Annotated in this window: 13 protein-coding genes; 7 read left to right on the forward strand and 6 right to left on the reverse strand. The window is 71.1% G+C overall.

The genetic code is table 11. The features are described 5' to 3' along the window. Positions 1-26: 26 nt before the first annotated feature. The 3 genes from BFF78_RS15140 (at position 27) to BFF78_RS15150 (ending at position 1,470) form a co-directional block, all read left to right on the forward strand. Entirely contained in the window at positions 27-668 is a 642-nt protein-coding gene (locus BFF78_RS15140) for a TetR/AcrR family transcriptional regulator (RefSeq protein WP_069778840.1), read from the forward strand. Positions 669-802: 134 nt separating this feature from the next. After that, the gene (locus BFF78_RS15145) at positions 803-1,030 is read left to right on the forward strand and encodes a DUF3107 domain-containing protein (protein ID WP_069778841.1); all 228 of its coding nucleotides are present in this window, start codon (positions 803-805) and stop codon (positions 1,028-1,030) included. A 170-nt stretch (positions 1,031-1,200) separates the two neighbouring features. Continuing rightward, complete coding sequence (locus BFF78_RS15150; RefSeq protein ID WP_069783578.1) at positions 1,201-1,470, forward strand: hypothetical protein; 270 nt, start codon at positions 1,201-1,203, stop codon at positions 1,468-1,470. 110 nt (positions 1,471-1,580) lie between these two features. Here BFF78_RS15150 and BFF78_RS15155 read toward each other — a convergent pair whose 3' ends face one another. After that, positions 1,581-2,318 (reverse strand): ferritin-like fold-containing protein, encoded by a 738-nt coding sequence (locus BFF78_RS15155; protein WP_193433468.1) that lies wholly within the window; start codon positions 2,316-2,318, stop codon positions 1,581-1,583. A 505-nt stretch (positions 2,319-2,823) separates the two neighbouring features. Between BFF78_RS15155 and BFF78_RS15160 the strand changes: the two genes are divergently transcribed. Together BFF78_RS15160 and BFF78_RS15165 are read left to right on the forward strand one after the other, a co-directional pair. Next, on the forward strand, positions 2,824-5,226 hold the full coding sequence (locus tag BFF78_RS15160) for a DEAD/DEAH box helicase (RefSeq protein ID WP_069783579.1): 2,403 nt from the start codon (positions 2,824-2,826) through the stop codon (positions 5,224-5,226). Between the two features lie 127 nt (positions 5,227-5,353). Then, on the forward strand, positions 5,354-6,235 hold the full coding sequence (locus BFF78_RS15165; protein WP_079161321.1) for an alpha/beta fold hydrolase: 882 nt from the start codon (positions 5,354-5,356) through the stop codon (positions 6,233-6,235). On the opposite strand, the gene BFF78_RS15170 is transcribed toward BFF78_RS15165, so the two are convergent. Continuing rightward, positions 6,232-7,128 carry an NYN domain-containing protein gene (locus BFF78_RS15170; RefSeq protein WP_069778843.1) on the reverse strand — a complete coding sequence of 299 codons (897 nt, stop codon included), beginning with the start codon at positions 7,126-7,128 and terminating at the stop codon, positions 6,232-6,234. The two genes, BFF78_RS15165 and BFF78_RS15170, sit on opposite strands and share 4 nt — an antisense overlap. A 216-nt stretch (positions 7,129-7,344) precedes the next feature. Between BFF78_RS15170 and BFF78_RS46870 the strand changes: the two genes are divergently transcribed. Next, positions 7,345-7,497: a hypothetical protein gene (locus BFF78_RS46870; protein ID WP_099054875.1), complete on the forward strand. Its 153-nt coding sequence runs from the start codon at positions 7,345-7,347 to the stop codon at positions 7,495-7,497. 55 nt (positions 7,498-7,552) lie between these two features. Here the strand turns inward: BFF78_RS46870 and BFF78_RS15175 are convergent, their stop codons facing one another. From BFF78_RS15175 to BFF78_RS15190, 4 genes are all read right to left on the reverse strand, one after another. Next, complete coding sequence (locus BFF78_RS15175; protein ID WP_069778844.1) at positions 7,553-8,158, reverse strand: MarC family protein; 606 nt, start codon at positions 8,156-8,158, stop codon at positions 7,553-7,555. A 62-nt stretch (positions 8,159-8,220) separates the two neighbouring features. Further along, positions 8,221-9,078: a PHP domain-containing protein gene (locus BFF78_RS15180; RefSeq protein WP_069778845.1), complete on the reverse strand. Its 858-nt coding sequence runs from the start codon at positions 9,076-9,078 to the stop codon at positions 8,221-8,223. A 214-nt stretch (positions 9,079-9,292) separates the two neighbouring features. Then, positions 9,293-9,934 carry a DUF6758 family protein gene (locus BFF78_RS15185; RefSeq protein ID WP_069778846.1) on the reverse strand — a complete coding sequence of 214 codons (642 nt, stop codon included), beginning with the start codon at positions 9,932-9,934 and terminating at the stop codon, positions 9,293-9,295. A gap of 251 nt (positions 9,935-10,185) precedes the next feature. Beyond that, the gene (locus tag BFF78_RS15190; protein ID WP_069778847.1) at positions 10,186-10,770 is read right to left on the reverse strand and encodes a suppressor of fused domain protein; all 585 of its coding nucleotides are present in this window, start codon (positions 10,768-10,770) and stop codon (positions 10,186-10,188) included. A gap of 482 nt (positions 10,771-11,252) precedes the next feature. Here BFF78_RS15190 and BFF78_RS15195 point away from each other — a divergent pair, with 482 nt between their 5' ends. Continuing rightward, positions 11,253-12,377 carry a magnesium and cobalt transport protein CorA gene (locus tag BFF78_RS15195; RefSeq protein ID WP_069778848.1) on the forward strand — a complete coding sequence of 375 codons (1,125 nt, stop codon included), beginning with the start codon at positions 11,253-11,255 and terminating at the stop codon, positions 12,375-12,377. The last annotated feature ends 22 nt before the right edge of the window (positions 12,378-12,399 follow it).

Consider the following 12,399-nt stretch of genomic DNA (forward strand, 5'->3'; position numbering starts at 1 on the left):
CGATATGGACGACTTTGGGAGGCGGCGTGACAGCCATCGAGCAAACTGAGGCGGCACGCCCACGTGGCACCCGTCTGCCGCGCCGAGCCCGACGGAACCAGCTGCTGGGCGCCGCCCAGGAGGTTTTCGTCGCGCAGGGCTATCACGCGGCGGCGATGGACGACATCGCCGAGCGCGCCGGCGTCAGCAAGCCGGTGCTCTACCAGCACTTTCCCGGCAAGCTCGACCTCTACCTCGCCCTGCTGGACCAGCACTGCGAGTCGCTGATCCAGGCCGTGCGCAGCGCGCTTGCGTCGACGACCGACAACAAGCAGCGCGTCCGGGCGACGATGGACGCCTATTTCGCGTACGTCGAGGACGACGGCGGCGCGTTCCGCCTGGTCTTCGAGTCGGACCTGACGAACGAGCCCGCGGTGCGCGAGCGCGTCGACAAGGTCACCAACGACTGCGCCGAGGCGATCTGCGACGTCATCGCCGAGGACACCGGGCTGTCGCGCGCGGAGTCGATGCTGCTCGCCTCCGGCCTCGGCGGGCTCGCCCAGGTGGTGGCCCGTTCCTGGCTGCACAGCGACCGCAGCGTGCCGCGCGACCAGGCGGTGCAGCTGCTTACCTCGCTGGCCTGGCGGGGCATCGCCGGCTTCCCGCTGCACGGCAGCGAACACCACTGACGCGCAGGTGTTCCCACACGCTGTTCGCTGTCGGCGTTCCGGCCCGCAGCGTGTACGTCCCCTCACCGGACTAATGTGTGCTGGGTACGGCGCGGAAGATCGCGCACATCACTGACCGTCGGAGGGACATAGTCGTGGAGGTCAAGATCGGCGTGCAGCACGCGCCCCGCGAGATCGTTCTGGAGAGCGGTCAGAGCGTCGACGAGGTCGAGCGCGTGGTGTTCGAGGCCCTGGCCGGAAAGACGCAGCTCCTCAGCCTCGAGGACGAGAAGGGCCGCAAGGTCCTGGTGCCGACGGACCGCCTGGCGTACGTGGAGATCGGCGCGCCGACCGTGCGCAAGGTGGGATTCGGCGCGCTTTAGGCCGACTCGTGCAAAAGGGCCCGGCGGCTACCGGCTGCCGGGCCCTTCCGCATGGTCCGGGCACACAGGTGGAGCACAACTCCTCCACAGCGGAGGATTGCACTCCGCAGCTCACGGGTATGACGGGCTACGACCGCCAAGGGCAGATCCGGCCGTGGGAGGACCCCGACATGATCCTGGAAGCACTCGGTTCCGCAGTGCTCGGTCTGATCCTCGCCTCGGCAGCGGCCTACCGCCTGTCCCACCGCCTGCCGGCGCGCCCACTGGTGCTGTCGACCGGCGTGGCCGGAGCCCTTCTCGGCGACTTCGTCACCCACACCGCCCTCGGCCCCAGCGCCGCCTGGCTGAGCCTCCTGGGCGCCGCGATCATCTCGGCGGCGTCCCTGTCCCTGCTCCTGCGCCCGGCAGGCAGACTGCGCCGACGATCATTGACTGCGTAGCCGTCAATGGGCGGGGTGTGTTCGACATGCGGCTCCGCCGCGGGGCGCGGGCGACCACACCGCACCCGCAGCCGCGCGAGTCCCCGCCCCCCCACGAAGCGCGCCGGCTCTCAGGCCGCGAGGCCCAGCGCGGCCATCCGCTTGGTGTGCGCCTCGGTGATCCGCGAGAACATCCTCCCGACCTCGGCGAGATCGAACCCGGCGGCCACCCCGCCCACGAGCATCGTGGACAGCGCGTCCCGGTCGGCGACCACCCGCTGGGACTGCGACAGCGCCTCGCCCATCAGCCGCCGCGCCCACAGTGCCAGCCGGCCGCCCACGCGCGGGTCGGCGTCGATGGCGGCCCGCACCTTCTCCACCGCGAACTCGGCATGCCCGGTGTCGTCGAGAACGGCGAGAACCAGTTCACGCGTGTCGGAGTCGAGACGCGCCGCGACCTCCCGGTAGAAGTCGCTCGCGATCGAGTCGCCGACGTACGCCTTGACCAGGCCCTCCAGCCAGTCCGAGGGCGCGGTCTGCTTGTGGAAGCCGTCCAGGGCCGCGACGAACGGGTCCATGGCCGCCGTCGGCTCCTCGCCGATCTCGGTCAGCCGGTTCCGCAGCCGCTCGAAGTGGTGGAACTCGGCCGAGGCCATCTTCGCCAGCTCCGCCTTGTCCGCGAGGGTCGGCGCCAGCTTCGCGTCCTCCGCGAGCCGCTCGAACGCCGCCAGCTCCCCGTACGCGAGCGCGCCGAGCAGATCCACGACGGCGGCGCGGTACTGCGGGTCGGCGGAGGCCTGCGCCCAGTCCTGGGCGGCGACGCCCGTGGGCGCTGCGGAGTCGTTCTCAGGCTTGTCAGAGCTAGTCATGAGCCGCACAATAGCCCGCTTGCCACCCCTCGGAAGCCCCTGGTCAACCACTGTGACGACCATGACGTGACGAATTCGGCCATCGCATGTGCGCTAATCCGGGGTATGGTGGTAATGCGCCTGCCTGAGTGCGCCGACGGTGTTCGACGTCTTGCGACAGGCCGCACGCATGAGGATGCCCGGTCGGTGGCCCGATCGGCTCCGACCCGACAGCCCTCCCTGGCCGTATGTCACACAGTGCGTACGACGACCGGAGGGACCCCTCAGCGGTACGAGCGCTAGAGCGTCGGCAGAGGTCCCGTGTCTTACGGCTTGCCCGAGTGGTTCGCCCGTACGGCAGCCGACGTCCCCGGCACGGTCGCACACGACCCCCGCGCTCGCCTCGCGCCGCACACACAGAAGAGGCATGACCCTGACTACGACGTTTCGAGAACTCGGAATCCTTCCCGAGACCGCCGAGGCCCTGGAGGCCGTCGGCATCATCACTCCCTTCCCCATCCAGGAGATGACGCTCCCCGTCGCCCTTTCCGGCACGGACGTCATCGGCCAGGCCAAGACCGGCACCGGCAAGACGCTGGGCTTCGGTCTTCCGCTCCTCGAGCGCGTCACCGTCCCCGCCGACGTCGAGGCCGGACGCGCCGCCCCCGAGGCCCTCACCGACGCCCCGCAGGCGCTTGTCGTCGTCCCCACGCGCGAGCTGTGCACCCAGGTCACCAACGACCTGCTGACAGCCGGCAAGGTCCGTAACGTGCGGGTGACCGCGATCTACGGCGGCCGGGCCTACGAGCCCCAGGTGGAGGCCCTGAAGAAGGGCGTCGACGTGGTCGTCGGCACCCCGGGCCGGCTGCTCGACCTCGCGGGCCAGAAGAAGCTGAACCTGAAGCACGTCAAGTGCCTGGTCCTCGACGAGGCCGACGAAATGCTCGACCTGGGCTTCCTGCCCGACGTCGAGAAGATCATCGACATGCTGCCGGTCAAGCGCCAGACCATGCTGTTCTCGGCGACCATGCCGGGCGCGGTCATCGGCCTCGCGCGCCGCTACATGTCCCGGCCCACGCACATCCGCGCCACCGCGCCGGACGACGAGGGCGCGACGGTCGCGAACATCAAGCAGTTCGTCTACCGCGCGCACAACATGGACAAGCCGGAGATGGTCGCCCGCATCCTGCAGGCCGACGGCCGCGGACTGGCGATGATCTTCTGCCGTACGAAGCGTACGGCCGCCGACATCGCCGAGCAGCTGCAGCGCCGCGGCTTCGCCTCCGGCGCGGTCCACGGCGACCTCGGCCAGGGCGCCCGCGAGCAGGCGCTGCGCGCCTTCCGCAACGGCAAGGTGGACGTCCTGGTCTGCACCGACGTCGCCGCGCGCGGCATCGACGTCGAGGGCGTGACCCACGTCATCAACTACCAGTCCCCCGAGGACGAGAAGACGTACCTGCACCGGGTCGGCCGTACGGGCCGCGCGGGCGCCAAGGGTACGGCGATCACGTTCGTCGACTGGGACGACATCCCGCGCTGGCAGCTGATCAACAAGGCGCTGGAGCTGGACTTCAACGACCCGGTGGAGACGTACTCCTCGTCCCCGCACCTGTTCTCCGACCTCGGCATCCCCGAGGGCACCAAGGGCACCCTGCCGCGCTCGGAGCGGACCCGTGCCGGTCTGGACGCGGAGGAGCTGGAGGACCTCGGCGAGACCGGTGGGCGTGGCGCTCGCGGCCGTGGCCGTGGTGGCCGCCCCGAGTCCGCCCCCGCCGAGCGCGAGCGTACGGACCGTACCCCGCGCCGTCGCCGCCGTACCCGCGGCGGAGCGGCGCTCGACGCCGCTGCGACCCCCGCGGTGCCGGCCACCGAGTCCGGCACCGCGGAGGCCACCGGCGCGGAGGAGCCCAGGGCTGCCCGCGCCCTGCGCCGCCGTCGCCGTACGCGTGGCGGGGTGCCGGCGCAGCCGGTGACGGCCACCGAGGCCGCCGTCGAGGCCGTGGACACGGCGGAGGGCCCGGCCCAGCCGGAGACGCCGGAGGAGCCGCGCCGCCGCACCCGCAAGTCGGCCGAGCCCACCGCCGAGGCGACCGTGGAAACGGCCGAGGGCGCGGAGGCCAAGCCGCGCCGCACCCGGAAGACGGCCGCCGCCACCGCCGAGGCGACCGTGGAAACGGCCGAGGGCGCGGAGGCCAAGCCGCGCCGCACCCGGAAGACGGCCGCCGCCACGCCGGACGCGGTCGAGGCCCCGGAAGCCGAGGCCAAGCCCCGCCGCACCCGCAAGACGGCCGCCGCCGCACCGGAGACGACCGACGCCCCCGAGCCCGAGGCCAAGCCCCGCCGCACGCGCAAGACGGCTGCCGCGACCGCCGAGGCCGCCATAGACACGGCCGAAGGCACGGAAGCGAAGCCGCGCCGCACCCGGAAGACGGCCGCCGCCACGCCGGACGCGGTCGAGGCCCCGGAAGCCGAGGCCAAGCCCCGCCGCACCCGCAAGACGGCCGCCGCGGCAGTCGAAACCGCCGAGGGCACGGAGGCCAAGCCGCGCCGCACCCGGAAGACGGCCGCCGCCGCACCGGAGACGACCGACGCCCCCGAGCCCGAGGCCAAGCCCCGCCGCACCCGCAAGACGGCCGCCGCGGCAGTCGAAACCGCCGAGGGCACGGAGGCCAAGCCGCGCCGCACGCGGAAGACGGCTGCCGCCGCACCGGAGACGACCGACGCCCCCGAGGCCGAGGCCAAGCCCCGCCGCACGCGCAAGAAGGCCGTCGCCGAGGTGGACGGCGAGGCCGTGCCGAAGGTTCGGCGGACCCGGAAGGCGGTCGCCGAAGCGGCGGAGATTCCGGCGCAGGCCACCGAGGAGCCGGAGGCCAAGCCGCGCCGCCGTACCCGTAAGGCCGTGGCGGCCGTCGAGGCCGCCGAAGGCTGATCCGGCACCGTCCGGCCGACGGCCCCGGTCCACCGATGTGGACCGGGGCCGTCGCGTTTCCGCCTCCGTATCCGTACTGCCTCGCCCCGTACCCGTACCGCCCTCCCCCGCCCGATAACCTCTCCCCATGAGCAGGCCCGCCACCTTCGTCCCGCCGCCCGGTGCCCGTGCGTACTCCCTGGGCACCGCGCGCGGTGAGTTCGCCGTCGTCGACGCTCCCGTGGCCGACGGGGTCGAGCCGCGCGGGACCGCGCTGTTGCTGCCGGGGTTCACCGGGAGCAAGGAGGACTTCAATCCGCTGCATGTGCCGCTCGCGCAGCGCGGCTACCGGACCGTGGCCGTGGACGGGCGCGGGCAGTACGAGTCGGACGGGCCCGAGACCGACGAATCCCCTTATGCGCAGCGGGAGTTGGCACTGGACGTGCTGGCACAGGCCGAGGCGCTCGGTGAGCCGGTGCATCTGCTCGGGCACTCCTTCGGCGGGCAGGTCGCGCGCGCGGCCGTGCTGCTCGACCACGCGCCCTTCCGGTCGCTCACCCTCATGGCCTCCGGCCCCGCGCAGATCTCGGAACCCCAGCAGCAGCGCGTGAAGCTGCTGCGGGACGCCCTCGCGGTGATGACCATGGGCCAGGTGTGGGACGCGATGCGGGCGATGGAGACGCCCGAGGAGACCGAGACGGCAGCACTCGACGGCGGCCTCGACGACCGCGACGACCTGCAGCGCCGATGGCTGGGCACCAAGCCCGCCCAACTCCTCGCCGCCGGGCGCCAGTTGTGCACGGAACCGGACCGGGTCATGGAACTTGCCGCGCTGCCGCTGCCGTTCCACGTCCTGTCCGGCGCACGGGACGACACCTGGCCGCTGCCCCTGCTGGACGACATGGCGGTGCGGCTCGACGCACGGCGGACGGTGATCGAGAACGCCGAGCACTCCCCCAACACCGACCAGCCCCTCGCCACGGCCCGCGCGGTCGCCGGCTTCTGGGACACCGCGGCCCAGCGGGGTTAGTACTGCGCCTGCAGATGGTCCCAGAAGCCGTCCCTGAGGGCGCGGCGCAGGTCCGCCTGACCGCGCAGGGAGTACTGCAGCAGGCCCTCGGCCTCGACCAGCAGGTCCTGGTCGACGGAGCCGGGCAGGTAGGGATGGCCGGGGAGCAGCTCGACCAGGGCCTCGCGACCCCGGGAGGCCAGCCACTTCGCGGCGATCTGGGCGCCGACGAAGCGGACGTCCTCGCGGGCGGGGCGGGCCGTGGTGGCGGGGTCGTAGGCGGCGGCCGTGCGCCGGGAGACGTACGGCTTGAAGAACTGGAGGTCGAGGGTGCGCTGGCTGTCGACCTCCCAGAGCAGTGGCTCGGCCTGGTTACGGCCCTCGGGGGCCTCGATGCCCCACAGGTGGACCCGGGCGCCGTACCCCTGCGCCGCCTCGACCGCCGAGACCAGGTCCTCGTCGCCGCCGAGGAGGGCCGCGTCGCTGATTGCGCGGTGCCGGGCCAGTGACTCCAGGTCCGAGCGGATCAGGGAATCCACGCCTTTTTGCTGGTTGTTGGCGTTGAGGTTGCCCAGGCGCACCTTGACGTCGGGGAGTTCGGCGATGGTCTGCTGCTCGGCGGTGTGGATGCGGCGGCGGGCGCCGTCGTACCAGTAGACGCGCAGCAGGCGGCTGTCCGCGAAGACCGAGCGGGCCCGGTCGATGAGGGCCTCGATCAGGCCCTCGGCGTCCAGGTCGAAGGCGCGGCGGTCCTCGGTCCCGGCGACCAGCCGGCCCGCCGCCGCGTACAGATATCCCGCGTCGACGAAGATCGCATGGGTGGAGGGCGTCTTCGCCACCTCGGCGAGCATGCGTTCCAGCAGCTCGTTCGTGCGGTCGATGCGGGCGCCCAGGGCCGCCAGGTCGTCGTTCATTGCCTCTATTGTCCCGGTGGTCACGCTGCGGACACAACCGGTCCCGATCGGTTCCACGCTCCCCACTTACCGGTCGGTAATTAGACGTTCGAAAAATTTCTTTAGCGTAGGGAATGTTTGTAACAAACATCGCGTTGACTACGTACGACGGCGGATGCACCGACCGTCACCACAGTAGTTCTCCGCAGGAGGATGACCAGACGAAGGGAGAAGCCCATGCGCTTCGAAATCATGCGACTCGACGAGGTCGACGGCACCACCGTGGACAGCACCGTCGTGGACGCCGCCTCCGTCAACCGGATCGTTCAGCAGGCCGCCGCCATCGGACAGCGCCTGTGGATCCGCCCGGCCGAGACCCAGGCCTCGTAACGCTCACGCGTGCAGCGCCACTCAAGCTTTCCGGGGGAGCCGAGCCGACGAGGGCTCAGCTCCCCCGGATCACCTGAGTGATCCCGTTGATGATCTGCTGCACGGCGATCGCGGAGAGCATCATGCCCGCGAGCCGCGTCACCAGCACGACTCCGCCGTCCTTGATGACCCGGATGATCAGCAGCGAGTAACGCATCACCAGCCACAGCACGACATGGATCGCGAGGATCGCGGACCACACCGAGATCTGCGTGGCCACGCTGCCGGCCTTCTGCACGGCCAGGATCACGGACACGATCGCCCCGGGGCCCGCCAGCAGCGGCATGCCCAGCGGCACGAGCGCCACGTTCACGTCCTTGGTCTGCTTCGGCTCGTCGGTCTTGCCGGTGAGCAGGTCCAGCGCGATCAGCAGAAGCAGCAGACCACCCGCGATCATCAGCGCGGGGACGGAGACGTGCAGGTAGTTGAGGATCTGATGGCCCAGGACGCCGAACGTGGCGATGACGCCGCCCGCCACGCACACGGCCTGGAAGGCCATGCGCTTTTGCACCTTGGCCGGACGGCCGGCGGTCAGGGCGAGGAAGATCGGGGTGATCCCAGGGGGATCCATGATGACAAAAAGGGTCAGGAACAGGGAGCCGAAGACGGCGATGTCGAACATGGGGAAGTACTGGCCTTGCTGGAAAAGGGTGAACTGGGGGCGCGTGGGGGCCGCTGACGGCGTCAGGCTCCGCCGGTGCCCGGCACCGGGAACGCGCCGGTCGCCCGGCGCGTGATCTCCCCGTACACCTCGGGGTCGGTCGTGTACGCGCCCAGGGCGACGTCCTTGCGGCTGCCGTGGTAGTCCGAGGAGCCCGTGACCAGCAGATCCAGGTCCTTCGCCAGGCCCCGCAGCCGGTCGCGCGCGTCGGCGTCGTGGTCCATGTGATCGACCTCGATGCCGTCCAGACCCGCCTCGGCCAGCTCCGCGATCCGCGCCTGAGGGACCGTACGCCCCCGCTTGGCGGCGGCCGGGTGCGCGAAGACACAGACCCCGCCCGCGCCCTTGACCAGCCGGATCGCCTCGAACGGGTCGGTCTCGTGCTTCTCCACGAAGGCCCGGCCGCCGTCGGCCAGCCACTCCTCGGTGAACGCGTCACTCACCGTCGGCACGACACCCAACTCGACCAGCGCCGTCGCGACATGCGGACGCCCCACGGAACCGCCGGCCGCGATCCGCTCGACCTGCGCCCAGGTCACCGGCACGCCCAGCGCGTCGAGCTTGGCGATCATGCCCTTGGCCCGCGGCACCCGGTCGTCCCGCACCAGCTCACGCTCGGCGAGCAGCGCGGGCTCCGCGGGGTCGAAGAGGTAGGCCAGCAGGTGCATCGAGATACCGTCGATCCGGCAGGACAGCTCGGCACCGGTGACCAGGGTGAGCCCCTCGGGCAGCGCGGCGATCGCCTCGGCGTACCCACGGGTGGTGTCGTGATCGGTCAGCGCGACGACGTCCAGCCCGGCGCCGGCGGCATTGCGCACCAGCTCGGCCGGGGTGTCCGTACCGTCGGAGGCGGTGGAGTGACAGTGCAGATCGATGCGCACGGTGACTCCAGACGGTGACGGCTACGGAAGGGGACACCTAAGGATAGCCGGGTTTTCAAGAACTCCTGTCACACCCGCAACCATGCAGTGCCCCCTACCGCAACGCCCTCAGGGGCGCGGGGAAACCGCGTGACCGGCCCACCACGCATCCGCACCCGCCGACCGCGAGCCCCCGGCACCCGCCGACGGCGAACCCCCGGCACCCCAGGAGGCGTCACGGCTGAAGCAAGCGCGGCGACAACGCTCCACAGGGCACCAGATCCACCTCCGCCCCCACGTCCCGCACATCCGTCAGCACCAGCTCGTCGTACATCAGCAGGGCGGACTGCTCGGGCCACATCACAGCCCAGAGCCACATCCCGAGCGCCTCGCCGGCGAAGACCGCGCGGTCGTCGGGGGTGCGGTAGACATGCCAGAGCGGGGTCGGGCGGCCCGCGGCCAGGACCTTGGCCTGGGGCGGCTTCTCGATGTTCATGTACGACCCCGGGTCCGGGCCGTCGATGCCCGCGTACCGCGCGCCGAGGCCGACGCCCAGTTCCTCGGCGACCAGGATGAGTTCACCGGGGCCGCCGAGCGGGCCGGGTCCGGAGCAGGCGACGGCGGTCGCGCGGCCACCGCTGCGGTCGTCACCGGCGTAGGCGACGCCCGTGAAGAGCCAGCCGACGGGCAGCGGCCAGGGCATCCACAACGGAACATGCGTGCGGTGCACGACGGCACCGAGGGCTTCGACACTGGGCGGTATCACGGGCTGCAGCGGATACACCGTGCCGTGCACATCGCACTGCCACGAATCGGCGAAGAGACCGGGCGCCCTGACCCGGCCACCGCACCTCGGGCAACTGGGTTCGCCCCTCATAGGGCCCCACGGTCCTACCCCTGCCCGCCCACGTCAAGGACGATCACCCGTCCGGACGGCAGAGCGACCGAGCGCCACCGACCAGGACCGACCGGTGGGGGTACCCGGATGCCCGGTGGCGAGCGCGGGCTACGGCCGGTCCGCTGGTGCACGGCCGTCGCCGCGCCTCACGCACGGGACGCGGACCGTGTCACCGTCCTTGCCAACTGACCGATTACCGCCTCGGGTTGGTGAGATCGGTCACTGCCGGATCAGTCGAGCGGGACGGACCTGCGGGCCGGGTCGCGCAGGTCCGTCCCGTTCGCGAGCCAGCGCTCCTGGAGGGCCTGGGCGCCGTGCACCCGTTTCCAGGCGGCCTCGTTCGCGGTCATCGGGAGCAGCGGCAGGAACCGTACGGGATCCATCGGCTCGTCCAGTTCCAGATCCTCGACCAGGCCGCCGGGCTCGCCCACCAGGACCGAGCTGAAGGGGGCGCCGGGCCACAGCGGATCGCCGACGTCCAGGGAGGCGCCCGGGGTCACGATCAGACCCTCCACCTGCGGGGACGCGGCCACCACGGCGAGCGGGCGGAGCACCTTGTCGGTGTCGGCGCGTCCCACGCGGACGGAGAGGACCAGTTCGGCGCGGGGGCCCTTGACGGGGTCGGCGAGCATCGCGGTGGGGTCGGTCATGGGGTGCGCGGACATGCCGAGAGTGGCGTAGCGCACGACGTCCCCCTCCTGGAAGCGGAGCACCTCGATGCGGTCCGTGCCGAGGAAGGTGACGGCGGCGCGCGCGTCCGGTGCGCCCAGCGCGGTGGTCAACCGAGCCTCGACCAGAGGAAGAACATCAACCATGCGGTGAGCATAGAACTCGTCAGTAGCGGGCAAAGCGGCACCTTGACACATCGGGCTGCTGCTACGCTGAGCCGGTGGTTCGGGACAACACGCAGAGCGTGTCGTCAAGTCCCGACACAGGGACTCCCTTACGAGGGACCGGCCGGAGGAGGTGGGGCTGTCATGGATCGAAGTCGACCGTGCAGTACCACTCGCTCTTCCGCCCGCTGATGTAGTCACTGGCTGGTTTCTGGCTGGCTGCCGCCTTCCCGTGCGTGTCGCCCATCGGAAGAGCACTTCATTTCGCTTTGCCTGATCGCCTGATCACCCGATCTTCCTGATCCGAATCAGTTCTGCATCAGTAGCGAAGTCGCCACCGCGACGGTGCGGTGCTCCCCGCTTTGTGGACGTGCCAAACATCCCGCAGTCAGGACGTCCCCATTCCGGGTAGTTCCACCCGTCGCCGTGCGGTCTTTCGTTGCCTGTCGCGAAGGAGCCTGCCCATGTCGATGATCCGCGACCTGCGCGCCGTGGTCCGTCCGTCCCGCGTCTCGCTGCGCAAGGACACCGGCACGTCGTCGTACGACACCACCCGCGACCCCGCCACGCCCTCGGCCGTCGTGGACTGCGCCGTCTACCGCGACGGCACCCGCGTCGCGAGCGCGGCGCCGCTCAGCCCGCACGAGGCGATGCGGCTGGTGCGGCGCGACGGCGGCTTCGTGTGGATCGGGCTGCACGAGCCCACCGAGGCCGAATTCGCCGGTATCGCCAGCGAGTTCGGGCTGCACCCGCTGGCCGTGGAGGACGCGGTGCAGGCCCACCAGCGGCCCAAGCTGGAGCGGTACGACGACTCGCTGTTCACCGTCTTCAAGACCATCCACTACGTCGAGCACGACCGGCTCACCGACAGCAGCGAGGTCGTCGAGACCGGCGAGGTCATGTGCTTCACCGGCCGGGACTTCTTCATCACCGTCCGGCACGGCGGCCAGGGCTCGCTGCGGGCGCTGCGCCACCGCCTCCAGGACGACCCCGAGCTGCTCGCCAAGGGCCCCTCGGCGGTCCTGCACGCGATCGCGGACCATGTGGTGGACGGCTACATCGCGGTCGCCGACGCCGTGCAGGACGACATCGACGACGTGGAGACCGAGGTCTTCTCGCCGGGCCGCAGGGGCGGGGTGTCCCGTGGTGTGGACTCGGCGCGGATCTACCAGCTCAAGCGTGAGGTGCTGGAGTTCAAGCGGGCGGTGGCGCCGCTGCTGCGGCCCATGCAGCTGCTGAGCGAGCGGCCGATGCGGCTGGTCGACCCCGACATCCAGAAGTACTTCCGGGACGTCGCCGACCACCTCGCCCGGGTCCAGGAGCAGGTGCTGGGCTTCGACGAACTCCTCAACTCCATCCTCCAGGCCAACCTCGCGCAGGCGTCCGTCGCGCAGAACGAGGACATGCGCAAGATCACCGCCTGGGCCGCGATCATCGCCGTACCGACGATGGTGACCGGTGTGTACGGCATGAACTTCGACTTCATGCCGGAGCTGCACTGGAAGTACGGCTACCCGCTGGTCCTGAGCGTCACGGTCGCCATGTGTGTGGGCATCCACCGGGTGCTCAAGCGCAACGGCTGGCTGTGAGCGGGCTCTGGATAGGGTGAGT

Origin of the sequence: Streptomyces fodineus (assembly GCF_001735805.1) — a bacterium.
Lineage (GTDB): Bacteria > Actinomycetota > Actinomycetes > Streptomycetales > Streptomycetaceae > Streptomyces > Streptomyces fodineus.

What these genes read in the sequence shown, in the direction of transcription:
- BFF78_RS15150 (WP_069783578.1), top strand. Translation starts at nt 1,201, where the DNA reads ATGATCCTGGAAGCACTCGGTTCCGCAGTGCTCGGTCTGATCCTCGCC.
- BFF78_RS15175 (WP_069778844.1), bottom strand. Translation starts at nt 8,158, where the DNA reads ATGTTCGACATCGCCGTCTTCGGCTCCCTGTTCCTGACCCTTTTTGTC.
- BFF78_RS15195 (WP_069778848.1), top strand. Translation starts at nt 11,253, where the DNA reads ATGTCGATGATCCGCGACCTGCGCGCCGTGGTCCGTCCGTCCCGCGTC.
- BFF78_RS15165 (WP_079161321.1), top strand. Translation starts at nt 5,354, where the DNA reads ATGAGCAGGCCCGCCACCTTCGTCCCGCCGCCCGGTGCCCGTGCGTAC.
- BFF78_RS15170 (WP_069778843.1), bottom strand. Translation starts at nt 7,128, where the DNA reads ATGAACGACGACCTGGCGGCCCTGGGCGCCCGCATCGACCGCACGAAC.
- BFF78_RS15160 (WP_069783579.1), top strand. Translation starts at nt 2,824, where the DNA reads ATGACGCTCCCCGTCGCCCTTTCCGGCACGGACGTCATCGGCCAGGCC.
- BFF78_RS15155 (WP_193433468.1), bottom strand. Translation starts at nt 2,318, where the DNA reads ATGACTAGCTCTGACAAGCCTGAGAACGACTCCGCAGCGCCCACGGGC.
- BFF78_RS15190 (WP_069778847.1), bottom strand. Translation starts at nt 10,770, where the DNA reads ATGGTTGATGTTCTTCCTCTGGTCGAGGCTCGGTTGACCACCGCGCTG.
- BFF78_RS46870 (WP_099054875.1), top strand. Translation starts at nt 7,345, where the DNA reads ATGCGCTTCGAAATCATGCGACTCGACGAGGTCGACGGCACCACCGTG.
- BFF78_RS15185 (WP_069778846.1), bottom strand. Translation starts at nt 9,934, where the DNA reads ATGAGGGGCGAACCCAGTTGCCCGAGGTGCGGTGGCCGGGTCAGGGCG.